Source organism: Lysobacter sp. ESA13C, assembly GCF_019970005.1.
Taxonomy (GTDB): Bacteria; Pseudomonadota; Gammaproteobacteria; order Xanthomonadales; family Xanthomonadaceae; genus Lysobacter; species Lysobacter antibioticus_B.
This window is the reverse complement of sequence record NZ_JAHXYK010000001.1, coordinates 547597-571521: the sequence shown is the minus strand read 5'-3', so window position 1 is coordinate 571521 and position 23925 is coordinate 547597. Positions and strand designations below refer to the sequence as shown.

13 protein-coding genes are annotated in these 23925 nt (G+C 69.4%); 2 read left to right on the top strand and 11 right to left on the bottom strand.

Annotated elements, in window-relative coordinates; genetic code table 11:
• Nucleotides 1-212 precede the first annotated feature (212 nt).
• Entirely contained in the window at nucleotides 213-1742 is a 1530-nt protein-coding gene (locus LC490_RS02590; RefSeq protein ID WP_031371804.1) for an FAD-dependent oxidoreductase, read from the top strand.
• Between the two features lie 237 nt (nucleotides 1743-1979).
• Here LC490_RS02590 and folE read toward each other — a convergent pair whose 3' ends face one another.
• The 8 genes from folE to LC490_RS02550 all read right to left on the bottom strand — a co-directional run bounded on the left by folE (nucleotide 1980) and on the right by LC490_RS02550 (nucleotide 12677).
• Nucleotides 1980-2573, bottom strand: coding sequence for a GTP cyclohydrolase I FolE (folE, locus tag LC490_RS02585; protein ID WP_031371805.1), 594 nt, complete (start codon nucleotides 2571-2573; stop codon nucleotides 1980-1982).
• 201 nt (nucleotides 2574-2774) lie between these two features.
• Nucleotides 2775-3116 carry a hypothetical protein gene (locus tag LC490_RS02580; protein ID WP_223619188.1) on the bottom strand — a complete coding sequence of 114 codons (342 nt, stop codon included), beginning with the start codon at nucleotides 3114-3116 and terminating at the stop codon, nucleotides 2775-2777.
• A 155-nt stretch (nucleotides 3117-3271) separates the two neighbouring features.
• The gene (locus LC490_RS02575) at nucleotides 3272-4954 is read right to left on the bottom strand and encodes a diguanylate cyclase (RefSeq protein WP_031371807.1); all 1683 of its coding nucleotides are present in this window, start codon (nucleotides 4952-4954) and stop codon (nucleotides 3272-3274) included.
• 479 nt (nucleotides 4955-5433) lie between these two features.
• Nucleotides 5434-6885: an efflux transporter outer membrane subunit gene (locus tag LC490_RS02570; RefSeq protein ID WP_223619187.1), complete on the bottom strand. Its 1452-nt coding sequence runs from the start codon at nucleotides 6883-6885 to the stop codon at nucleotides 5434-5436.
• Nucleotides 6878-10045, bottom strand: a complete 3168-nt coding sequence (locus tag LC490_RS02565; RefSeq protein WP_223619186.1) for a multidrug efflux RND transporter permease subunit — start codon at nucleotides 10043-10045, stop codon at nucleotides 6878-6880. Before LC490_RS02565 ends, LC490_RS02570 begins: the two co-directional genes overlap by 8 nt.
• A 231-nt stretch (nucleotides 10046-10276) precedes the next feature.
• Complete coding sequence (locus LC490_RS02560) at nucleotides 10277-11491, bottom strand: efflux RND transporter periplasmic adaptor subunit (RefSeq protein WP_051884854.1); 1215 nt, start codon at nucleotides 11489-11491, stop codon at nucleotides 10277-10279.
• The gene (locus LC490_RS02555) at nucleotides 11488-12429 is read right to left on the bottom strand and encodes an SDR family oxidoreductase (protein WP_051884856.1); all 942 of its coding nucleotides are present in this window, start codon (nucleotides 12427-12429) and stop codon (nucleotides 11488-11490) included. Before LC490_RS02555 ends, LC490_RS02560 begins: the two co-directional genes overlap by 4 nt.
• Nucleotides 12426-12677 carry a DUF2798 domain-containing protein gene (locus LC490_RS02550; protein ID WP_031371811.1) on the bottom strand — a complete coding sequence of 84 codons (252 nt, stop codon included), beginning with the start codon at nucleotides 12675-12677 and terminating at the stop codon, nucleotides 12426-12428. The genes LC490_RS02555 and LC490_RS02550 overlap by 4 nt, the downstream gene beginning before the upstream one ends.
• A gap of 435 nt (nucleotides 12678-13112) precedes the next feature.
• Between LC490_RS02550 and LC490_RS02545 the strand changes: the two genes are divergently transcribed.
• Nucleotides 13113-14264, top strand: a complete 1152-nt coding sequence (locus LC490_RS02545) for a LysR family transcriptional regulator (RefSeq protein ID WP_081930812.1) — start codon at nucleotides 13113-13115, stop codon at nucleotides 14262-14264.
• 832 nt (nucleotides 14265-15096) lie between these two features.
• On the opposite strand, the gene recD is transcribed toward LC490_RS02545, so the two are convergent.
• The 3 genes from recD to recC are packed head-to-tail and all read right to left on the bottom strand — an operon-like array spanning nucleotide 15097 to nucleotide 23902.
• Nucleotides 15097-16959, bottom strand: a complete 1863-nt coding sequence (gene recD, locus LC490_RS02540; protein WP_223619185.1) for an exodeoxyribonuclease V subunit alpha — start codon at nucleotides 16957-16959, stop codon at nucleotides 15097-15099.
• Nucleotides 16956-20525 (bottom strand): exodeoxyribonuclease V subunit beta, encoded by a 3570-nt coding sequence (gene recB / locus LC490_RS02535; protein ID WP_223619184.1) that lies wholly within the window; start codon nucleotides 20523-20525, stop codon nucleotides 16956-16958. Before recB ends, recD begins: the two co-directional genes overlap by 4 nt.
• On the bottom strand, nucleotides 20522-23902 hold the full coding sequence (gene recC / locus LC490_RS02530) for an exodeoxyribonuclease V subunit gamma (protein ID WP_223619183.1): 3381 nt from the start codon (nucleotides 23900-23902) through the stop codon (nucleotides 20522-20524). The genes recB and recC overlap by 4 nt, the downstream gene beginning before the upstream one ends.
• Nucleotides 23903-23925: the final 23 nt, after the last annotated feature.

Below are 23925 nucleotides of genomic sequence, written 5' to 3'. Positions count from 1 at the left end.
TGCCCCCCTTTTGCAAAGGGGGGAACGGCGGTGGAACATCAGTCAGTGCCGTACGGGTCGCGCGAACATCCCGCGTCGGCGCACCTCCATCATGACAAACGGGTACTCCTCCTCCCTTTGAAAAAGGGGGGCCGGGGGGGATTTGCTTCTGATCTTTCTTTTGCAGCCCCAGCCACGACGCCACGACAACGCAGCCAACGGGGCCGCCACTCATGAGCAAGAAGTCCGTCTTCCAATTCCGTGATGCCTCACGCGAGATGCCCACGCGCATCCCGCTGCAACTGCGCCTGGACGGCGACTGGGGCGAGCTGTACGGCCGCTTCGCCGAAGCCGAAGCCAAGAAGCAGGCCGGCCGTTGCCTCGATTGCGGCAATCCCTACTGCGGTTGGGCCTGCCCGCTGCACAACTACATTCCGAACTGGCTCGAACTGGCGCGCGAAGGCCGCGTCCACGAAGCCGCGGCGTTGTGCCACGAGACCAATCCCCTGCCCGAAATCTGCGGCCGCGTCTGTCCGCAGGATCGTCTGTGCGAAGGCAGCTGCACCCTCAACGACGGTTTCGGCGCGGTCACCATCGGCGCGGTCGAGAAGTACATCGTCGACAGCGCCCTCGCCAGCGGCTGGCGCCCCGATCTGTCGGCGGTGAAGCCCAACGGCCGGCGCGTCGCCATCGTCGGCGCCGGCCCGGCCGGGTTGTCCTGCGCCGACCGCCTGGCCCGCGCCGGCATCCAGGCGGTGGTGTTCGACCGCTACGAAGACATCGGCGGGCTGCTGCACTTCGGCATCCCGAGCTTCAAGCTGGAAAAGTCGGTGATGCGCCAACGCCGCGAGGTGCTCGAAGGCATGGGCGTGCAGTTCAAGCTCGGCGTCGAGATCGGCCGCGACCTCAGCCTGGACGAACTCATCGCCCAATTCGACGCGGTGTTCCTGGGCCTGGGTTCGTACCGCTACACCGACGGCGGTCTGCCCGGCCAGGATCTGCGCAACGTCCTGCCGGCACTGCCGTTCCTGGTCCAGAACGGCCGCGTCGTGCACTCCGAAGGCGAAACCGTGCGTTCGCAACCGATCGCCGGCTGGGAAGACCAGCTCGAACTGCCGGATCTGCGCGGCAAGCGCGTGGTCGTGCTCGGCGGCGGCGACACCGGCATGGACTGCGTGCGCAGCGCCGTGCGCATGGGCGCGGCGCAGGTGCGCTGCGTGTACCGGCGCGACGAGGCCAACATGCCCGGCTCGGCGCGCGAGGTCGGCAACGCGCGCGAGGAAGGCGTGGAGTTCCTGTTCAATCGCCAGCCGCTGGAACTGCTCGGCGACGGCACCGCGGTCAATGCCGTGCGGGTGGCCGAAACGCGCTTGGGCGCGCCCGATGCGCGCGGCCGTCAGCGCGCCGAAGTGGTCGAGGGCAGCGAGTCGGTGCTCGAAGCCGACGTGGTCATCATCGCGTTCGGCTTCCAGCCCGACCCGCCGGCCTGGCTGGCGCAGCAGGGCATCGAGTTGACCGACAACGGCCGCATCAAGGTGCTGGCGACCAGCGAAAGCTGCGCGACGCGACGCAAGAGCGCGGCCGGGCTGCCGTATCAGACGACCAATCCGAAGGTGTTCGCCGGCGGCGACGCCGTGCGCGGCGCCGACCTGGTGGTGACGGCGGCGTTCGAAGGCCGCGAGGCGGCGGCGGGCATCGTGTCGCTGTTGAGCGCGCAGGCGCCGGTGGCGGCACGGGACGAACAGCTCGCCAGGGTGGGTTGAGCGGCTGTCGCGCCCTCACCCCTCTCCCGTCAACGGGAGAGGGGCTCGAAGCGGGTGAGGGGCTGCGATGAAGCGCAGACCGCAGTGCATCAGCTCGCCATCCCCGCGAAGGCGGGGAGCCAAAGACCTCGGCCATTCTCGCCCGAAAAGAGCTGGATCCCCGCCTTCGCGGGGATGACGGCTGTGCGGATTCGCTGCGAATCCGGACTCGAGTAACGCATCAACGAGTGTCGCTACTCAGCGGCCCGGGCCGACGTCGATGAAGCGCAGGAACTCGGCGCGGGTGCGGGCGTCGTCGCGGAACATGCCGAGCATCTTCGAGGTGATCATGCTGACGCCGCGCTTGTGCACGCCGCGGGTGGTCATGCATTCGTGCGCGCCTTCGATGACCACGCCGACGCCGAGCGGCTGCAGCACGTCCTGGATCGACTGGGCGATCTGCGCGGTCATCTTTTCCTGGACCTGGAAGCGGCGCGCGTAGGTCTCGACCACGCGGGCCAGCTTGCTGATGCCGACGACCTTGCCGCTCGGCAGGTAACCGACATGGGCCTTGCCGATGATCGGCGCCATGTGGTGCTCGCAATGGCTCTCGAACTCGATGTCGCGCAGCACGATCATTTCGTCGTAACCGGCCACTTCTTCGAAGGTGCGGGCCAGGTATTCGCGCGGATCGTCGCCGTAACCGCTGAACCAGTCGCCATAGGCCTCGACCACGCGCTTGGGCGTGTCGAGCAGGCCTTCGCGGGCGGGATCTTCGCCGGCCCAGCTCAGCAGGGTGCGAACGGCGGCTTCGGCCTGTTCGCGGGACGGCTTGCTGTCGTTGTCGGCCATGGTCCGGCCTCTTGCATGTGGGAGGGGCATCCTACTCCACCGCGCCGCGCACGCCGAGTGCGCGGGCGGAACGCCGGGTTGCCGCGGCTGCGACGCTCGCCGCCAACCGCCACGGCCGGCAAAAAAAAGGCCGCCCGGAGGGGCGACCAGTAGACTCCCCGGGGGAGAGCGCCTAGGGAGCGGTGGTCATCGCGCGAGCCGTCAGCGCAGCGACCGGTCGAGTGCGTGGGGCAAGCTGCGCTCGATGTGATGCCATCCGTCGCGCACCGCCTCGCGCGCTTCGGTCCAATGCAGTCGCGAGCTGGCGCGGTGCCGGTGCCATTCGCGCCCCAGTTCGGCCTCGACCTCTTCGAAGCGGTGCCCGCCGCACTCCAGATAGCTGTCGTAGCCGTAACGGTAGGCGGGTTCGTAGTCGGGCCATTCGCGTCCGGCGCTGTAGTACGCGGCGAAGCGGTACTCGCGGTGGAAGTGCTCGCGGTATTCGCCAGGATCGATCGCCTCGGCCACCGCCGAACCGACCTCCTTTGCGTTGAAATGTTTCATGGCCGGCGTCGGATTCCAGGGACGTCACACGCGTCCTTGGCCACCAAGCTAGGCCCTGATCCATGCAATGCAGGTGAAGATCGCGGCTAACGGCACCGATGTTCAGAAAGCGGTGGCGCGCGGCTCAGCGGCGTCAGCGCCGCGTGAGGGCGGAATCACTCCGCCGGCAAAGCCGTCGCGAGGTCGCGTCCCTGAGCGACGCTGACCGCGTTGCGTCCGGCGACGGTGGCGCTGCGCAAGGCCTGGCGCACGCGTTCGAACAGCTCGGCGACTTGCTCGCCCCGCTGCGAGATCGCCAGGCCGATGCTCACGCTCATGGTGATCTCGTGGCCGTCGATGCGGAACGGCCGCTGGGCGAAGGTGTCGGCCAGGCGGCGCGCCAGCAGTTCGCATTCGACCCGTTCGCATTCGCTGACGATGCCGAAGCAGTCGCCGGCCATGCGGGCGATGGTGTCGTCGGGCCGCAACACCCCGCGCATGCGCGCCAGGGCTTGCTGCAGCAGGGCGTCGCCGACCGCGCGGCCGTAGCGCGCGTTGACCTCGCCGAAGCCGTCCAGGTCGACCAGCAGCAAGCCGTAGGTATTCACGTTCAGGCTGCCCGGCGAAGACCAGGCCTCGAGCATCTGTTCCAGTACCTGGGCGTTGAGCGCGCCGGTCAGCGGATCGCGTTCGACCGATTGCCGCGCCAGCAGCAGGATGCGGTGGCGGTTGGCGGCATGTTGGCTCAGGGCCAGGGCGAGCACGGCCGATTCCAGCACCGCGGTCAGGGCCAGGCCGCGTTCGGCCCATTCGGCGTCGCGCAGGCCGAGCGCATTCGCGGCGAGCGCGGCGGCGAACACCAGCATCGGGGTCCACCCCAGCAGGTAATAACCGGCGTAGGGCGCGCCCTTGCGCCAGGCCGCGACCGCGATCACCAGCATCAGCGGCACGCCGAGCAGCAGCAACAGGTTGCCGCCGATGTACCACCAGCCGTAGGAATGCTCGCGCATGATCACCAGCACCAGCAGCCAGAACATATTGGCCCACTGGATCGCCCGCAGCACCCAGGCGGTGCGCGGCATCAGCCGCGGCAGGTCGAGGAAGCGCAGGCTGAAACCGAGCTGGAAGATCGTCGCCAGGGTCGCCAGCGCCCAGCCGATCGCCGGTTCGCTGGCCAGCCCGGCCAGCCCCCACATCTCCGAGGCGTCGCCGGACAACAGCAACAGATAGGTCGCGATGCAGGCCAGGTAGGCGCCGTAGCCCAGATAAACGAAGTCGCGGAACGCGACCCACACGCCGACCATCGCCACCGCCATCAACATCATCGCGGTGAAGGCCGCGGCCATGAAGCGGGCGTCGCCGCGCTCCTGCCGGGCCAGGTCGGGGATGCTGGCGAACGACAGGCGGATCTCGCTCATCGCCGCGCGCCCCTTGATGCGCAGATAGGCCACCGAGGACGGCGGCCAGCCGTTCGGCAGGGCCAGCACCCAGCCGCGGCGCATCAGCGGCACGCCGCCGTGTTCGGCGTCCTCGACTTCGCGCGGGCCGGCGCCGGGCGGGTAATACAGCAGGGGGCCCATCGCGCGCGGACCACGCAGAACCAGCAACTGGCCTTCGTACTTGCCGATCGCGCGCTGGCTGGTCAGGCGCAGCCAATACCCCTCGTTGCGGCGCGGCAGGCTGAAACGGATCGATTCTTCGGGCCGCTCGGCGACCAACTGACGGATCACCGGAGCGCCGACCGGCGGCGCCTGCAGGTCGGTATCGGTCAGCAGGACCTCGACCTTCAACGATTGCGCGGCGGCCGGCAGACAGGCGCAGGCCAACGCGATCAGCAGCGCCCACAGGCCTATGCGCATACCCGGATCCGCTCCCGAACCATGAAGCTGCGCAGTCTAGCCCGAGTCGGCGCGGGTCGGCATGGCCCGCGAAAACCTCATGGGGCGGCATCGGATGCGCAACCTTGGCGGCGAAGGGCCGCGGGATCGGCAGTGGAGCCGCCCTGTCCGGCCATTCGGCCGTGCTCGCACGGGTATAAGCAATCCGGGGCTTTATCGCGACGCCACGCTGAAGTCTCTGGATCCCCGCTTTCGCGGGGATGACGAGCTGGGGACTCCGCTCCGGTCTCAGACAGAACCGCCATGCCGCGCTTTTGCCGTCACCCCAGCGGTTGATATCGCGGAGCCCGCCAGCGCAGGAATGACGAGCCGGGGAAACCCCCGCCGGTCGGTCGGCCCGACCGGCGGGATCGCATCAAAAAGACCGACGACGGGTCGCGGCGAATGAGAGGGGAAGGGAGCCCCGCCGCGCCCGTTTTATCGTCGGTCAAGGGGAACCATCAACGCTGGGCCACGCCCTCGCGCACCGGCTCGCGGCCCGGCCAACCGCCGGCCATCGCCTTGTACAGCGCGATCGCGCCGGTGACGCTGCGGGTGCGGCCGTCGGCGAACGCATCCTGGGCCTGCAGCTGGGTGCGTTCGGCGTCGAGCACTTCGAACAGGTCGGCGGCGCCGGCCTCGTAGCGCACGCGCGCGAGTTGGGCGGCCTTGGCGCTGTCGAGCGCGGCGCGTTCCAGGTGCTGGTCCTCGACCCGCGCCCGCGCATAGCGCACGAGGGCGTTCTCGGTGTCTTCCAGCGCCAGCAACACGCTCTGCTGATAACGGGCGAGTTCGCCCTCGGCGGTGGCGTCGGCGGCCTTGATGCGCGCACGCACGCGGCCGATGTCGAGGAACGACCAGTCGATGCCCAGGGCGACCAGGCGGGTTTCGCTGGCGCGTTCGAACAGGGCGCTGGTGTCGATCGCCTGCGAACCGATCAAGCCGCTGAGGGTGAAACGCGGGAACAGGTCGGCGGTGGCTACGCCGATGCGCGCGGTGGCCGCGTGCAGGCGGTGCTCGGCCGCGGCGACGTCGGGACGACGGCGCAGCAGCTCGCCCGGGGTGCCGGCATCCAACCTGGCCGGCAGCGCCGGCAAGGCCGAGGCCTCGTCGAGGGTGGCGATCAGCGCGTCCGGGGTCTGCCCGGTCAGCACCGCCAAACGGTGCTGGGTGACCGCGACCTGCGCTTCCAGGTTCGGCACCCGGGCCAGGGTGGCTTCGAGCTGGGCACGGGCACGCGAGGTATCGAACTCGGTGCCGCGGCCGGCGTCGAAACGCGCCTGCACCAGGCGCAGGGTTTCCTTCTGGTTGTCGGCGTTGACGCGGGCGACGCGCAGGCGCTCCTGCAGGCCGCGCAGCTCGACATAGCTGCGCGCCACTTCGCCGACGATCGACACCTGCATCGCCTGCAGGTCGGCCGCGCCGGCCCAGGCTTCGGCGCGCTCGGACTCGATGTTGCGGCGCACGCGGCCGAACAGGTCGAGTTCCCAGCTCGCATTGGCCTGGACGCTGTAGCTCTCGTTGTCGCGCGCCGAGTTCGATGCGCCCGGCATCTGGTCGGAGCTCGAACGCGATTCGCTGCCGCTGGCGCTGCCGGTGATGGTCGGGAAACGGTCGAACTTGGCGCCGCGCAACAGGGCATTGGCGCGGTCGTAATTGGCCAGGGCGATGCGCAGGTCGTGGTTGGCCGACAGCGATTCCTCGACCAGCCGCGTCAGCAGCGGGTCGTTGAAGCTCTGCCAGAACTCGGCATTGGCGTCGGCCACGGCGCTGCCGTCGGTGGCGGCGGCCGCGTCGGTGCGGGCGAACGCGTCCGGGGTCGCCAGGGTCGGCCGGACATAGTCCGGACCGACGGCGCAGGCGGCCAGGGCGAGCGTCAGCACGGCCACGGCGGGAAGGGTCAACTTACGCATGGATCTTCTCCAGAGGAGTGTGTTCGCCGTGCGAGACCAGCTTCTGGCCGACCAGCTTGCGCAGGGCGACGTAGAACACCGGGGTCAGGAACAGGCCGAACAGGGTCACGCCCAACATGCCGGCGAACACGGTGATGCCGGTGACCGAGCGGATTTCCGCACCGGCGCCGTGCGACAGCACCAGCGGCACGGTGCCGGCGATGAAGGCGATCGAGGTCATGACGATCGGACGCAGACGCAGGCGGCAGGCTTCCAAAGCAGCCTCCACGATGCCCTTGCCCTGCAGTTCGAGTTCGCGGGCGAATTCGACGATCAGGATCGCGTTCTTGCACGCCAGGCCCATCAGCACGACCAGGCCGACCTGCACGAACACGTTGTTGTCGCCGCCGGTGAGCCACACGCCGGCCAGGGCCGACAGCATGCACATCGGCACGATCAGGATCACCGCCAGCGGCAGGGTCCAGCTTTCGTACAGCGCCGCCAGCACCAGGAAGGCGAGCAGGATGGCGAGCGGGAACACGATCAAGGCGGCATTGCCCTGGCTGGCCTGCTGGTAGCTCAGGTCGGTCCATTCGATTTCCATGCCGTGCGGCAGCACCTTGGCGGCCACGTCCTTGACCACGTCCATGGCCTGGGCCGAGGACATCACGCGCGGATCGACGTCGCCGGCGATGTCGGCGGCCGGGTGGCCGTTGTAGCGCAGCACCGGGTCGGGGCCGAAGGTCTGCTTGACCGTCACCATCGAGCCGATCGGCACCATTTCGCCGCGGTCGTTGCGGGTACGCAGGTTGGCGATGTCCTCGACGCTGTCGCGGAACGAGCCGTCGGCCTGGGCGATCACCTGCCAGGTGCGGCCGAACTGATTGAAGTCGTTGACGTAGGCCGAACCCAGGTAGGTCTGCAGGGTGTCGAACAGATCGGTCAGCGGCACGCCCTGGGCCTTGGCCTTGACGCGGTCGACTTCGGCGTCGAGCTGCGGCACGTTGGCCTGGTAGGTCGTGTTCGCATAGCCCATGCCCGGGGTCTGCATGATCGTGCCCTGGAACGCGCTGACCGCATTCTGCAAGGCGCCGTAACCCAGGTTGCTGCGGTCTTCGATGAACAACTGATAGCCCGCGCCGTTGCCCAGGCCGAGGATCGGCGGCGGCATCAGGGCGAAGGTGAAGCCTTCCTGGAAGCCGGCGATCTTCTGGTTGAGCTCGGCGGTGATCTCCACCGCGGTCCGGTCACGCTCGCTGAACGGCTTGAGCGGCAGGAACGCCACGCCGGTGTTGGGCGTGTTGGTGAACTGCACCGCGTTCAAGCCCGGGAAGGCCATGGTGTTCTGCACGCCGTCGACCTTGGCGGCGACATCGGTGACCTTCTTGAGCAGGGCATCGGTGCGTGCGATCGACGAACCTTCAGGCAGCTTCACCGCGGCGATCAGGTACAGCTTGTCCTGCAGCGGGATGAAGCCGGCCGGCACGACCTTGAACATCAGGCCGGTGGCGACCAACAGCACCGCATACACCACGAACACCGCACCGCGCTTGCCCAGCGTGCGCGAGACCGCGCCCTGGTACTTCTGCGAACTCGACGCGAAGAAGCGGTTGAACGGACGGAACAACCAGCCGAACAGGCGGTCGATCAGACGCGTCGGCGCATCCTTCGGCGCGCTGTGCGGACGCAGCAGACGCGCGGCCAGGGCCGGCGACAGGGTCAGCGAGTTGATCGCCGAGATCACCGTCGAGATGGCGATGGTCACCGCGAACTGCTTGTAGAACTGGCCGGTCACGCCCGACAGGAACGCCATCGGCACGAACACCGCGCACAGCACCAGCGCGATCGCGACGATCGGGCCGGACACTTCCTTCATCGCCTGGTGCGCCGCGGCCAGCGGGGTCAGGCCTTCTTCGATGTTGCGTTCGACGTTTTCCACCACCACGATCGCGTCGTCGACGACGATGCCGATCGCCAGCACCAGGCCGAACAAACTCAAGGTGTTGATCGAGAAACCGAGCAGGTACAGCGCGGCGAAGGTACCGACCACCGACACCGGCACGGCCAGCAGCGGGATGATCGAAGCGCGCCAGGTCTGCAGGAACAGGATCACCACCAGCACCACCAGCGCGATCGCTTCCAGCAGGGTGGTGACCACCGCCTTGATCGAATCGCGCACGAAGATGGTCGTGTCGTACACCGCTTCGTACTTGATGCCCTCCGGGAAGCTCTCGGACAGGCGATCCATATTGGCGATCACCTGCTCCTGGATCTGCAGCGCGTTCGCGCCCGGCGACTGGAAGATACCGATGCCGACCGCGTTCTTGCCGTCGAGCTGGGCACGCAGGCTGTAGTCGCCGGCGCCCAGTTCCAGGCGGGCGACGTCGGACAGACGGACGATTTCGCCGTCGGTGCCGCTCTTGACCACGATGTTGCCGAACTCTTCCTTGCTTTGCAGGCGGCCCTTGGCGTTGATCAGGGTGAGGAAGTCGCTGTTCGGCATCGGGTCGGCGCCGAGCTGGCCGGCCGAGACCTGCACGTTCTGCTCGCGCATTGCGCGCAGCACGTCGCCGGCGGTCAGGCCGCGCGAGGCGATCTTGTCCGGGTCGAGCCACACGCGCATGGCGTAGTCGCCGCCGCCGAAGATCTGCGCGTCGCCGACGCCGGACAGGCGGGCGAGCTGATCCTTGACGTGCAGACGCGCGTAGTTACGCAGGTACAGGGTGTCGTACTTGCCGTTCGGCGAGGTCAGGTGCACCACCATCAGGAACACCGGCGCCTGCTTCTGGGTCGTCACGCCTTGCCGGCGCACGTCCTCGGGCAATCGCGCCAGCGCCTGGCTGACCCGGTTCTGCACGCGCACCGCCGCGTCGTCCGGGTCGGTGCCCGGCTTGAAGGTGACGGTGATCGCCAGCACGCCGTCGGAACCGGCGACCGACTTGATGTACATCATGTCTTCGACGCCGTTGATCGCTTCTTCAAGCGGCGTGGCGACGGTTTCGGCGATGACCTTCGGGTTGGCGCCCGGGTACACCGTGCGCACCATCACCGAGGGCGGGATGACTTCGGGATATTCGCTGATCGGCAGGATCGGTATCGCGATCAGGCCGGCGGCGAAGATCACGATCGACAGCACCGCGGCGAAGATCGGCCGATCGATGAAAAATTTGGAAAAGTCCATGACGGATTCCTTGGTGCGGCGTTGAGCCGCATGATTCCCGGGCCCACGCCGTGGGGACGTGGGCCTTGATTGCTTCGAAACCCTGAGCGCGTTCGGGTCTGCTCGTCGTTCCCGCGAATGCGAGAACCCCGGAGACTTCGAACGTCTCGCCCGAAGGGCCCCGGATCCCCGCGTTCGCGGGGATGACGGGGTGCGGGCTTCGCGGTTTCTTACCTTCGAACGCCGCCGCGGTTATTTCGCCCCGGCCGTGCTCGCGACCTGCGGGCCCGGTGCCGGCGCGCCCATCGCAATGGTCTTCGGCGCCACCGGCATGCCCGGGAAGAACACCTTCTGCACGCCGTGGACGATGACCTTGTCGGTCGGCGCCAGGCCCGATTCGACCACGCGCAGCCCGTCGATCATGCGGCCGAGCACGATGTCCTTGCGCAGGGCCTCGTTCTTCGGGCCGAGCACGTAGACGTACTTGCGGTCCTGGTCGGTCAGCACGGCCTTGTCGTCGACCAACATGGCCTTGAAATCGCCGGTGCCTTCGAGCTGGACGCGCGCGAACAAACCCTGGGTGAAGATGCGGTCGGTGTTGTCGACCACCGCGCGGGCGCGGATGGTGCCGGTGCGCGGGTCGACCTGGTTGTCGGTGAAGTCGACCATGCCCTGGTGCGGATAGCCGGTTTCGCTGGCCAGACCGATACGGACCGGGTTCTTGCTGTCCTTGCGCTCGCCCTTGCGGGCCAGCTCGTTGTAGCGCAGGTAGGTCTGCTCGTCGCTTTCGAAATAGACGTACATCGGGTTCTGCGAAACCAGCGTGGTCAGCTGGGTCTGGTCGGCCTGGGCGAGGTTGCCCACGGTGACCAGGGCGCGACCGGCGCGGCCGCTGATCGGCGCACGCACTTCGGTGAAGGTCAGATCGAGCTGGGCCGAAGCCACCGCGGCTTCGGCGGCGCGGACCGAGGCGTTGCCCTGGGTGGTCGCGGCGCGGCGGGTCTCGAACTCTTCGCGCGAGATCGCCTTGGCCTCTACCAGGGTCTGGGCGCGCTTGTCCTGGGTCTGGGCCAGACGCGCTTCGGCGCGCGCGCGTTCCAGTTCGGCCTGGGCGCGGTTGAGCTCGGCGCGATAACGGCGCTGGTCGATCACGAACAGCAGATCGCCCTTCTTGACCTCCTGGCCTTCCTGGTAGGCCACGCGCTCGACGTAACCGCTGACGCGGGCGCGCAGTTCGACCGATTCCACCGCTGTGACGCGGCCGGTGAACTCGTCCCACTGCCGGACCTGCTTGCTCAGGACCTGGGCGACGCTGACTTCCGGCGGCGGCGGCGCGCCTTCGGGGGTGGCGGCCTGGCTGCCGCAACCGACCGCGGCCAGGGCAATGACGACGCTCGCGGCCAGCGCGAGCACGGAGAGCCCGACGCCGGCGCGGCCGGAACGGGCGAAGTAGTTGCTGGTGCTCATCGGGGGGTGGGTTCCTGTTTGGGATTCTTGGAGGTCAACGACTTCAACAGTGCGCGCGCGTCCTGCAGGCAGCGTTGCGCGGTTTCGTCGGCGGTGCTGTCCGGATCTTGCGAACACGCATCGGTTGAAGCCGATTTAGGGGTGGGACGGGCGGTGGTGGGATAGGCGGGGGCACCGGCTGGCAGGCGGCTGGCGGGCGCTGAGGGGACGCGCGCGGCGCGCGGCGGCAACTGCGGCGGCGGTGCCACGCGCGAGGCGTACGGCACCACCGCATGCGGCGGTTCGCTGTCGGCGTCGTGGTCGATCAGGGCCAGCGCGCGCTGGCCGACCGACAGGGCGCTCGGCCATTCCGGACAGGCGTTGCGTTGGTTGAACTCGGTGCACACCGGCGTATCGACCGCGAGCAACTGCACGCGGACCGCCAGCTGGCGCGCTTCGTCGTGCAACACGCGCGCGAGCATGCGCAGGGCCGCGGCACCGATCGAACGGTGACCGTAACCGGCCCAGGGATGCTCGCTGCCGGGACCGCCGATCAGCACGTAGGTGCCGCCGCGATCGTGTTCGGCCAGCAGGGGCAGCAGGTGGCGCGCTGCGGCGAGGTGGGGGAGGAGATCCTCGTCGAGCTTGCGGCGCAGGAACTCGGCCGGGTTGTCGAGCAGGCGGCCGCGTTCGGCGCTGCCGCACACCGCCGCGACCACTCCGGCCAGGGGACGGCCGAGTTTGCGCAGGGCGCGGGCGAGCTTGGCGCCGGCGGGGTCGTTGCTCACCGAACCGGCGATCGTGGTCAGGTCGGCGTGGGGGAAGCTGGCCTTGAGCACTTTCAGTTCGCTGGCCTGGCGGGCGACCGCGATGACCGGCCGGCCGCCGTCGAGGGCGGCCTGGACGACCCCGCGACCGACACCGCCGGTGGCACCGAGTACAACCAAAGGAGCTTTCATTGTCCCGCTCCCGGGACTTTCTCTCCCGTCATCGGGATGATCCCATGACGAGTGTCATTCCCGGAATGACCCCGGGTGTAATGTGCCAACACCGCGCTGACGGCCGGCAACAGCAGCATCGCCGAGGGCAGCGCGATGATGAAGGCCAGCACCCAGGCCAGCATCCAGGCCTCTTCGGCGCCTTGCGCCAGGCCTTGGCGGAACACGACCACGGCCAGCCCGATCAGGGCGGACATGGCCACCAGCATTAGTGGGAGAAACGCGAATCGGGCTTGTCGGGGGCTCAACATGGCGGGGGGCCTCGTGTCGATCTGCGGCAAAGAGTAGAGAGATGGACGGCACTTGATTAGCCACTGATTCAGGGAATAATTGTCCCGACATCGGGCCAATGCCCTCTCTGCCTCCTTGAATGCCCCACAGCCGGCCCCAGACATGACGGCAGGGACGTGGGAGACGCGGGATCGAGCTTGCTCGCAGCCCGCGACGATGCCGTTACTGTCGCCGCCGCCGTCCCGCCCGGGCAGTGGAGGGGGTCAGCAAGGCGCCATGACAGCCGTCACCCGCAACCGCACCTGCTACAGACATCGAGTTTTTGAACTGACGAGAACCCCCGCGACGCCGGTGCAAGGCGCGGCGCGCGGCAGGCTCCCGTTCGATCCACACCCTTACGGAGGCCATTGCCCATGGCTCACGATCTCAACGACACCCTGATCTTCGTCAAGGTGGTCGAGAGCGGCAGCTTCATCGCCGCCGCCCGCGTCCTGCGCCTTCCCAAGACCACGGTCAGCCGCAAGGTCCAGGAACTCGAAACCCGGCTCGGCGCGCAGCTGCTGCATCGCACGACCCGCAAGCTCGGCCTGACCGAGGCCGGCAACCTGTACTTCGAGCACTGCCAGCGCATCGCCCGCGAACTGGACGAGGCCGAGAGCGCGGTCGGCCAACTGCAGGGCGGCCCGCGCGGCTGGCTGCGCATCACCGCGCCGTATTCGGTCGGCATCACCTGGATCGCGCCCTTGCTCGGCGAGTTCCATGCGCGCCATCCGGAAGTGCGGGTGGAGATGAACCTCAGCAACGACACCGTCGATCTGATCGACAAGGGCATCGACGTGGCGCTGCGGGTCGGCGACCTGCCCGACTCCAACCTGATCAAGCGGCGGCTGGCGATCTTCCGCACCCAGATCTACGCCAGCCCGAACTACCTGGCCCGCCACGGCGAACCGCTGCACCCCGACGACCTGCGCCATCACCGCACCCTGGCGATGCCGAAATCGCGCCGCAACAACGAATACGTGTGGACGCTCAACGACGGCGAGCGCAACGTCGACTACGTGATCGACCCGGTCATGGTCGCCAACGACCCGGGCCCGCTGCGCGGCGCCCTGCTGTGCGGCGAAGCGCTGATGCTGGCCGCCGACGTCACCGTCAAGGCCTTCGCCGAACAGGGCTACGTGCAGCGCGTGCTGGCCGGCTGGACCGGCCCGGAATACGAGTTCAACGCCGTGTTCCCGCGCGGCCAGGTGCAGTCTCCCAAGGTACGGGCCTTCGTCGACTTTTTGGTCGAGCGCCTGAACTTCGACGCCGACTACATGCAGGTGCTGTGTCCGGACGCCAAGCGCTTCCGCAAAGCCTCCGAAGAAGCCGAAGCCGCGCTCGCCCACGGCCTGGCGAAGGAAGCCAACGACCAGCGCACCATCGCCGTGCCGGTGGTCGAAGCGATCGAGGCGATCGCCGAAGCCGTCGACCTGCGCGGCAAACCGGCCCGCGCGGCCAAGACGACCGAGGATGTCGCGCGCAAGGACGACACCCCGAGCGACGAGGATGCGGCATTGGTGTGAGCGTGGCGCCGATCTGATCCGGATCGGCGGCGTGGTTGCGACGTCGCAGCCTGGTTGCCGTTGCCGTTGCCGTTGCCGTTGCCGTTGCCGTTGCCGTTGCCGTTGCCGTTGCCGAGATTTTGATCTGCTTTGCCGCTTTACCGGTCAAGTGGAGACCCGGAGGGCGCCGCACAGGACGTGCGGCGTTTTCCGATAAGACAGGGACGTCTTATCGGAAAATCCCGGCGCGCGCATCGCACTCGTGGCCTGTGCCCTTGCAAGGAAAGCCCTTTTCTTTGGTTACCTTTCTTTTGGGCCAGCAAAAGAAAGTAACCCGGCCGCGTCAGCGGACGGAAGCTCTGCTCTTGCTTGAAGTGTGTGTGCGTGTGAAGGACACGTCGCGAATCCTTCCCCTGTAGGAGCGACGCAAGTCGCGACCGCGCTGCGAAGGTCTTGCGGCGCATCGAACAATCGAGCGATATTAAAATCAAACGATAAAAGCTTCCGCCACTAAAGCGGCGGGTTACTTTCTTTTGTCATAAGCAACAAAAGAAAGGTAACCAAAGAAAAATGCTTTTCTTTGAATCACAAGCCCGCACGATCGTTGCCGACGCAGGGATTTTTCATACGGGACATCCCTGTCCCGATGAAAAACGGCCTGCATCCCTGCAGGCCGCCCTCCGGGTCTTCGATGGCCTTCGCTAGTGCCAAGCCGCGCACAGCAACAACAAAGGCAACCGCAAATCCCCCCTCCCCCCCCTTTTTCAAAGGGGGAAAAACCTCACCTAACCGCCACGCAAACGCCGCCGCCCGCGCCGCGTACCGCGACAGCGAAAAGCGGGGAACAAAACCCTCACCCGCCCAACCGCCACGCCAATCCCGTCACCCGCGCCGCATGCCTCGATAACGCCTGCCTCAGCACCGGCTCGCTGGCGGCGATGTGCAGCGACTGCCGCGCCCGGGTCATGCCGGTGTAGAGCAACTCGCGCGACAGATGGCGCGCATCCTGCCTCGGCAGTTGCAGCCAGACGCTGTCGAACTCGGAGCCCTGGGCCTTGTGCACGGTCATCGCGAAGGCGCCGCCGTGCGCAGGCAAGGCAGAGGGATGGAAGCCGCGCACGCCGTCGCTGCCGCCGGCGAACCAGGCCACGGTGGTCGCCGCACTGCCGTCTGGTTCGCGCGCACCGGCCGGGCGAACGCTCGCGTCCGCGCGCAGGCAGACGCCGATGTCGCCGTTGAACAAACCATGGCGATAGCTGTTCTCGGTGATCAGCAGCAAGCGGCCATGGAAGTACGGCGGTCGATGCGCGCCGGCCAGGGCTTCTTCGATGCGTGCGTTCAACGGCGCCGCGCCCTGACCGCCATCGCGCAAGGCGGTCAGCAGACGCAGGCGCGCCGCCAGCGTCAGCGCTTCCAGCGGATCGGTTACACCGGCCAGTGCGCGCCAGGTCGGCAGCAGCAGTTCGCGGCCGTTGCCGCTGAGCGGGTCGTGCACGTCCTCGTGGAAATGCACGCCGGCCAGGCGGCCGCCACGCAACAAAGCGAGCACCGCATCGGCATCGCCGGCGCGCGTGGCCTCGGCCAAAGGCGCCAGTTCCAGGCTGTCGGCCTGGCGATAGCCGCGCCGCAGATGCACCCGGTAGGCGCCGAGCGGGGTCGGGTCGGGCTGCACCGGCAAGGCATCGCCGAGCAAAGGCCGCAACCGCTCCGCGAGCGCCAACGGCAGGCCGTCGTCGTCGCCGGCGGCATCGACGATCGCGGCGAGCACGTCGCCGGCTTCGACCGAGGGCAGTTGGTCGCGGTCGCCGAGCAGGATCAGGCGGGCGCCGTTGGCCACCGCCTCGACCAACTTGCACATCAACGGCAGGTCGACCATCGAGGCCTCGTCGACCACGACGATGTCGAACGGCAAGGGCCGGCTGGCGTCGTGCATAAAGCGCGGGCTGTCGCGCACGCTGCCGAGCAAACGGTGCAGGGTGCTGGCTTCGACCGGCAAAGCCTCGCACAACGCCGCATCGACACCGTCGAGGCCGCGCAGCCGCGACGCCGCCGTGCGCAGGCTCTCGGCCATGCGTTCGGCAGCGCGCCCGGTCGGCGCCGCCAACGCGATCCGCGGTGGATCCACGCCTTCGGCATCGGCCTGCGCGATCAACAACAGCAGCAGGCGCGCGATGGTGGTGGTCTTGCCGGTACCGGGGCCGCCGGTAGCGAGCAACAGCGATTGCAGCAAGGCCACCGCCGCCGCGCGCGCCTGACGGTCGTCGTCGCGCGCGTTCGGAAACAGCGCCGCGAACAACGGCGCCAGGGCCGCGAGGTCCGGCGCCGGCGGCACCGAGGCGGCGATCCGGCGCAGGCCGGCGGCGAGCCGGCGTTCGTATTCGCGATAACGGCGCAGATACAGCAGGCCGCGCTCCAGCACCAGCGGTGCGTCGCGATGCGCGACGGCGCCGTCGGTGGGCGTCGCGATCCAACGCGAGTCGCGCAATGCCGCCAACCACTCGTCCGCGGGCGGCCAGTCGATCGCCGCATCGCTCAACAGCCACGGCTGGGTCGGATCGAAGGCGGCATGGCCGTGGGCGATCGCCTGCGAGGCCAGCGCCGCCGCCGCTAGCACCCAGTCCGGCGTGTCGCGGTCGAGCCGGCGCAGGGCCTGCGCCAACGCGTGATCGATCGTGCGCAAGGCGCCTTCGCGGTACAGCGTGTCGAGCAGGCTCATGCCCCACCCCCGCGTCCTGCGAACAAGGCATCGACCGCATCGACCAACGCGCGCGCCGGCTGGTGCGCGTACAGGCCCGCGGCCGGGTCTTCGGGGTCGAGGCCGCGGCAGAACAGATAGCGCACGCCGCCGAAGTCGCGGGCGTAGTCGTAGGCCTCGCCGAGGCGGAAACGCAACCAGCGGTGCAGGGCGATGGTGTAGATCAGCGATTGCAGGGTGTACTCGCTTTCGTCCATCGCCCGCTCGACGTGCGCGGCGTCGTAAGCGGGCAGGCGGTTGGTCTTGTAGTCGAGCACGTAATAGCGGCCGTCGTGGACATAGACCAGGTCGATCTTGCCGGTCATCAGGCCTTCGAGCCGGCGCCGCAGACCGAAGGCCTGGCGCTCGCGCAGCCAGCCGTGCGCATGCATGGCGTCGAGCAAGGCGTCGATCGGCGCCGATTCCAGGGCGAAGTGGAACTCCATCTCGGCGCGGCGTTCGCGCTCGGGCACCTCGCACAGGCGCGCGCCTTCCGGCAGCGCGGCGGTCAGGGTCAGGCCGACCAGCGAGGCCAGCACCGGCAAGCCCTCGTCGATGTCGGCCTCGGTATAGCCTTCGGTGCGCAAGGCCGACGCCAGCACTTCGCCCTCGCCCGCCGGCTCGGCCTGGCCCGGCGTCCAATCGCGCCAGGCGCCGAAATCGACGCGTTCGAGCGCGTCGTGGACGACGTTGCCGAAGCGGCTGCCGGAGAAGCGCGCATCGGCGGGCGTCAGCAAGGCCGGGGTGGTCTCGGGTTCGTCCTCGGCGCCGCGTTCGTCCAGCGCCACCAAGGGCGCATCGCCGCCGCTGGCCTCGTTGGTGAGCTGGGTAAAGCTGTAGACCCACCAGTCGCGCGCCAGATTGCGTCGCGCGGTGCGCGCCGGCGGCACCGCGCCGGACGCGGCCGGCAACAGCGGCGTGGGCGCGGCTTCGAGCGCGCCGTCGTCGATGACGATCTCGCCGGCATGGCCGGCGGCGAGCGCTTCGGGGTCGGCCACCATCGCCAGCAACGGCGAGGCCGGCGCCAGATACAAGGGGCCGCTCGCCAGCCACAGCGCATGCCGCGCGCGGGTCAGGCCGACGTAGAGCAGGCGCGCGTCTTCGGAGCGCGATTCGATCGCGGCGCGTTCGCGCGCGCTGTCCCAGTCGGGCGCGCGCGGGTCGACCACCTCGGTCTGCAACTGCAACACCCGGCCCAGTTCCGGGTCGGGGTATTCGCACAAGCGCCCGCCGCGCGGCTCGCGGCCGATCGCGATGAAGGGCAGAAACACCAGGCCGAACTCCAGGCCCTTGCTCTTGTGCAGGGTCAGGATCTGCACCCGGCGCGCATCCGATTCCAAACGCAGCTGCTGTTTCTCGTCGCTGTCGTCGGCCTCGGCGATACGCAGGCGCAGCCAATCGCGCAGGCCGTGCAGGCCGAGCGAGCGGGTATCGGCTTCCTGCAGGGTTTCGCCGAGTTGCATCAGATTGGTCAGGCGGCGCTCGCCGTCGGCCAGGGTCAGCAGGCGCGGCGCCTGCTCGGCGCACAGGTCGGCGATCAAGGCCAAGGGCCCATGCCGCTGCCAACGCTCGCGCCAGCCCAGCGCGCGCATCTGCCAATCGCGTTGCCAGGGCTCGTCCTCGGACAAGCGCGCGATCGCGGTCGCATCCAGGCCGATCAAGGCGGTCGCGAGCGCGGCGCGCAGGCGGCCGCCGTCGCCGGGGTGCAGCAAGGCATCGAACAGGCTCAACACGTCCAGTGCCTGCTCGGTCGCGAACAGGCTGCGTCGCCCGGCCGCGACCGCGGGAATGCCGGCGGCGATCAAGGCCTGCTGGATGCGCGCGGCCTCGTCGTGGCTGCGCACCAGCACGGCGATGTCGGCCGGCTGCACCGGCCGGCCGGCGATCTCGGCGCGGCCGTCGCGCGCATCGCGCAACCAGGCGTGGATCGCGGCGACGCAGGCGCGGGTGGCGAGTTCGCGCGATTCCGGCGCATTCCATTCGGGCTTCTTGCGGCCGTCGTCGGGCGCGGGCAAGCGGCGCAAAGTCAGCGCCGGCGCGGTCGCGCCGTGGCGTTGCAGGTCGGCATCGGCAACCGCGCCGCCGGGCTGGACTTCGCGGAAGCGGATACGCGGGTCGATGAAGGCCGCCTCGCCGGCCTGCGCATACAGCGCCGACACCGCACGCAGCAGCGACGGCCGCGAACGGAAGTTGTGATCCAGCGGCGGCGCCTCTTCGGCGCGCTGGGCCGCGCTCAGATAGGTGTGCACGTCGCCGCCGCGGAAGCCGTAGATCGCCTGCTTGGGGTCGCCGATCAGGAACAGCGCGCGTTCGCCGAACACCCGCTCGAAGATCCGCCACTGGCGCGCGTCGGTGTCCTGGAATTCGTCGACCAAGGCCACCGCGTACTGCTCGCGCAGGCGTTCGGCCAGCGCATCGCCGTGCGGCCCATCCAAGGCGGCGGCGACGTCGGCGATCAGGTCGTCGAAGCTCTGCACGCGGCGCACGCGCTTGAGTTCGCTCAGACGCTTGCCCGCTGCCTCGCGCACTTGGTGGACCAGGGCCACCGCCTGCGCGGCCAGCCATTGCGCGCGCAGCCCGGCGGCGTCGAGGTAAGCGGCGACGGCGTCGAACAGCGGCGACGACGGCGTCGCCGCCTCCTTGCCCTTGTTGGTACGTGCGGCCAGGGTCGCCGGCGTCAACCGTTCGATGCGCGGGTCCAGCGCCTGGCCGGCATCGCCGTGCGCGCACCATTGGCTCAGCAGCAGCCACAACTCGCGCGGCAGCGTCGCGCGATAACTGTTGCCGTTGAGCACCTTGGCGGCGATGGCGGCGTCGAGGCGCGCGCAGGCTTCATCGCCGTGCTCGACGAAAGCGGCGTTCAGCGTTTGCGCGGCCTGTTCCAGCGCCGGCAAGGGATCGACCGACTCCAACGGCACCGGCGGCAGCAACTGCGGCGTGCGCAGCAAGGGGCCGAGATCGGCCGCAAGCGAAGGCGGGCCGCCCGGCCATTGCAGCGACAGCAGTTCGGCCGCAGTCGCGTCGCTGCCGAAGGCGCGCCACAGGTCCACCGCGATCTCGTCGTGCAGTTCGCGCTCGCTGCCGATCATTTCCGGCGCCGCGAACGGCTGCCCGGTTTCGAGCGCGTGCTCGGCCAGCACCCGCGCGCAGAAACCGTGGATGGTAACCACCGCGGCCAAGTCGATCTCGCGCGCCGCACGCGCCAGGCGCACGCGCAAAGGCGCGGCGCCTTCCTGCGCCGCCTGGGCCTCGACCAGGCTGCGCGTCAGCGCGCGCTCGCTGTCGTCGCCGTCGCGCGGCAGGGCCGGGTCGTCGGCGGCGATGCGCGCGGCCAACAGCAGGCGCCGGCGCAGGCGCTCGCGTAGTTCCTGGGTGGCGGCGTCGGTGAAGGTCACCGCGAGGATCTCGCCGATGCGCAGCTCGCGTTCGATCACCAGGCGCGTGACCAGGGTCGCCAGGGTGTAGGTCTTGCCGGTGCCGGCGCTGGCCTCGATCAGGCGCAGGCCGTCGAGCGGCAGTTCCAGGAAAGGATCGCGCACGGCGTTCATGCGCCGCCGCCTTCGTCGCGGCCGTGGACGACGGCGCCGAACACCAGCTTGGCGATCTCGCGGAATTCTTCGCCCAACATCGGGTCACGGAACGGATCGCGCCCGCGCAAGGCCAGGCGCGCGCCGGGCGTGGTCGCCTCGCCCCAACTGCGCGGGCTGCCGTGCCATTGGCTCTCGGCCTTGCCCCAGCCGTCCTTGTCCTGGGCGGCGGCTTCGTACCAGAGCCAGCCGGCGCGCGGCAGGAAGGGCAACGGCGCACGCAGGCCGTAGTCGCGCAGGCGCAGCAGGCTGCGCAACGCGGCCTGGGCCTCGGCCGGCGCCAGCGCCTCGCGCAAATGCGGCCCGGGGCCGCCGTCGATCTGGGCGAACTGGGCCAGCGGGCGCCGGTCGCCGAGCGCCGACAGCACCAGCCAGTCGAGCCCGTGGGCGATCTGCGACGGCCCGTGCAGGCTGTCGAAACGCAGACGCGCCAGACCGCCGGCGTAGACGTCGTCGAGCCGGCCGAGCAGACGCGCATCGCCGAGCTCGAGTTCGAACGGCAACGCTTCCGCCTCACCGCTGCGCCAGCCGGCGAAGGCGTCGGCATAGGGCCGCACCTGCCCGAGCAAGGCATCGAGTTGGCGCCGGCCGAGCGGGCCGGACGGCAACAGCGCGCGCGCGCGCAACGTCGCCTGCAAACGCTCGCGATCGATGCGTCCACCGCCGGCGATCAGGTCGTCGAACACCGCGCGCTGCAATTGTTGGCGGAACAGGCCGGGCCCGGGCAGCACCAGCGGCTCGACGTCGTCGCTGCTGTCGATCTCGTCGGGCAGGCGCAGGCCGAGGCGCTGGCGCAGGAACGCGGTCGGCGGGTCGCGCAGGAAACTGCGCAGGTCTTGATAGTTCACGCTGCCGTCGTCGGCGGCGTCGGGATCGGGCGGCAAGGGCTCGTTGAGCCAAGGGCCGATCTCGCCGCGCAGACCGAGCGCGCCGGCGTCGACCGCCGGCCGCCATTCGGCGCGGTAACTGAAACGGCGCGGCTCCGGCTCGCGCTCGCCGGCGCCGAATGCGGCCGCGGCGAATGGCTGCAGCGGTTCTCGCACCACGAATTCGTTGCGCGCCGCGGCCGGATCGGCGTGGTAGCGCGCGGCCACATCGAGCAGTTCCGAAACCAGGGTCGACGGTTCGCGCTGGCTGCCGTCGCGCGGATCGGCGCCGAGGTAACTCAGATAGAAGCTGTCGGAGGCGGCGCCGAACAATTGCAGGAACAAGAAACGGTCGTCGTCGCGCAGCGAGCGGTCGCCGTGGCGGCGCGCGGCGGTGCCGAGTTCGGCGGCAAGCCGGTTGAGGCCGCCGGCCGGGTCGCGGCGCGGGTAGTCGCCGTCGTTCATGCCGAGCAGGCAGATCACCCGGAACGGAATCAGGCGCATCGGCACCATGCGGCCGAAGCTGACGCCGCCGGTCAGCAGCGGCGCGCGCGTGTCGGCTTCGGCGAGCGCGGCGCGGAAATGGCTGCGCACGACCTCCGCGCCGACCGTGCCTTCGAAGCCGGCCTTGGCGGCGTCGCGAGCGAAGCTTTCGATCAGGTTGCGCAGGCGCTCGAGGGTGCGCTGGTCGGTGGCGTCGCGCGGGCGTTCGGGCAGCATCGCCCGCAACAGGCCGAGCAGGCGGTCGGACCAGTGCGCCGGGCTCAACTCGGCATCGAGCGCACGCTCGAAGCGCGCCAACACCCGCAGCAAACGGATCAGCGCATCCAGCGCGTCCAGCGAGGCGCCTTCGAGTTCGGCATAGGGCGCGATGCCGGCGATCATCTCGTCGGGCGCGGCGCCGTCGCCGGCGGCGTGGCCGAGCAGCAGGCGGTCGAGCGCGAAGGCCCAGGTGTAAGCGTCGTCGCCGGGGGCGTCGTGGCGGCTGCGGTGGGCGGCGTCGATGCCCCAGCGCGCGCCGGCGTTCTGCAGCCAGGTGCGCAGGCGTTCGAGGCCGGCGCCGTCGAGGCCGGCCTGGTCGGCGATCGCCGGCGTCGCCAACAGGTCGAGGATTTCGCTCAAGCCGAAGCGCGAGACCGGCAAGGCCAGCAGACGCAGGAACACTTCCGCGAGCGGCTCGGACGCGAGCGGGCTGGCATCGGCCAAGGCATACGGAATGAAACCCGCGCGCCCGGCCAGGCCGCCGAACACCGCGGCGATGTGCGGCGCGTAGGGATCGATGTCGGGCGCCAGCACCGCGATCTCGCGCGGCTGCAGTGGCGGGTCGAAACGCCGGCCCTCGGTCGAGTTCGGATCGAGCAGGCCCTGCAATTGATCGTGCAGCACCTGCACTTCGCGCAAACGGGTGTGGCAGGCATGCACCTGCAGGCTGGCGTCGCCGCGGTCGACCCGCTCGCGCCACGGCGTCGCCGGCAGCGCGCGCCGATGCAGCAGGTCGCGTTGCAGGCGCTGCAGCAGGCTGTCGCGCGAGGGGTCGTCGTGACGGCTTTCTTCGGGATCGGCGTAGGCGGCGATTTCGCCGGAGGGGTGCACCACTTCGTAGCCGCCGAGCACCGCCATGAAATCGCGGCCGGCCGCGCCCCAGGCCTGCAGCAGCGGGTTGTCGTCGTCGCCGAAGGCGGCGTCCTCGCCCAGGCGCAGGCGTTCGGCCAGGGTGCCCAGGTCGCCCCAGTACTTGCGCGTCGGGGTCGGCAGATAGAAGTGCAGGGTGCCGGCGATCGACTGGGTCGCGATCATCCGCAGCACGTCGGGCGAGACGTTGAGGGTGGCGAAGGCGAACAAGCGTGGCGGCAGCCCGCGCGGCGGATGCGCGATGCCGGCCTCGCCCTGGAATCGGGTCAGGTAATCGTCGATGCGGCGCGCGCGGTAGCGGCGGCCGGCGGCGACGCGTCGCCACAACGCCGCCTGCGGATCGTTGCGTTCGTGGCCGGCGTCCCAGGCCAGCAGCCAGTCGCGGCGCCAGGCCTGGTATTTCTCGAACAGCGAGGCCAACTCGCCCGACAGCGACCACGACTTCAGCGGGTCGTCGCCCTCGAGATAGGCGCGCAGCGGCGCCAGAGCCGGCTCGCGCATTTGCCCCGGTTGCGACAACACGTCGTACAAGCACCAGCGCAGGGCCTGGGCATCGAGGTCCTCGCCGGGGTGGTCGCGGTCCTGGTCGGTCGCATTGGCGTCCAGCGCGCGCTGGACGAATTCGCCCGGGGTCAGGAATTCCAGGTTCGCGGCGATGCCGTAGGCCTGGGCCAGCGTGGCCTGCAGCCAACGCCGCATCGCCACTTGCGGGATCAGGATCACGTCCGGCGCCAGCAAGGGCTGCCCCGGCGCCGGCGTGCGCAACTCCTGCGCGAGCAGGCCCGCCAGCACGTCCAGCGCATTGGAATGGTAGAGACGGAAATCGGCGCGCGCGGGCATCCCGCCATCTTGCCGCAAGGGCG

Bases quoted from the DNA above. Each gene is read 5' to 3' on its own strand.
- LC490_RS02590 (WP_031371804.1), top strand. From the start codon at position 213: ATGAGCAAGAAGTCCGTCTTCCAATTCCGTGATGCCTCACGCGAGATG.
- folE (WP_031371805.1), bottom strand. From the start codon at position 2,573: ATGGCCGACAACGACAGCAAGCCGTCCCGCGAACAGGCCGAAGCCGCC.
- LC490_RS02580 (WP_223619188.1), bottom strand. From the start codon at position 3,116: ATGAAACATTTCAACGCAAAGGAGGTCGGTTCGGCGGTGGCCGAGGCG.
- LC490_RS02575 (WP_031371807.1), bottom strand. From the start codon at position 4,954: ATGCGCATAGGCCTGTGGGCGCTGCTGATCGCGTTGGCCTGCGCCTGT.
- LC490_RS02570 (WP_223619187.1), bottom strand. From the start codon at position 6,885: ATGCGTAAGTTGACCCTTCCCGCCGTGGCCGTGCTGACGCTCGCCCTG.
- LC490_RS02565 (WP_223619186.1), bottom strand. From the start codon at position 10,045: ATGGACTTTTCCAAATTTTTCATCGATCGGCCGATCTTCGCCGCGGTG.
- LC490_RS02560 (WP_051884854.1), bottom strand. From the start codon at position 11,491: ATGAGCACCAGCAACTACTTCGCCCGTTCCGGCCGCGCCGGCGTCGGG.
- LC490_RS02555 (WP_051884856.1), bottom strand. From the start codon at position 12,429: ATGAAAGCTCCTTTGGTTGTACTCGGTGCCACCGGCGGTGTCGGTCGC.
- LC490_RS02550 (WP_031371811.1), bottom strand. From the start codon at position 12,677: ATGCTGGTGGCCATGTCCGCCCTGATCGGGCTGGCCGTGGTCGTGTTC.
- LC490_RS02545 (WP_081930812.1), top strand. From the start codon at position 13,113: ATGGCTCACGATCTCAACGACACCCTGATCTTCGTCAAGGTGGTCGAG.
- recD (WP_223619185.1), bottom strand. From the start codon at position 16,959: ATGAGCCTGCTCGACACGCTGTACCGCGAAGGCGCCTTGCGCACGATC.
- recB (WP_223619184.1), bottom strand. From the start codon at position 20,525: ATGAACGCCGTGCGCGATCCTTTCCTGGAACTGCCGCTCGACGGCCTG.
- recC (WP_223619183.1), bottom strand. From the start codon at position 23,902: ATGCCCGCGCGCGCCGATTTCCGTCTCTACCATTCCAATGCGCTGGAC.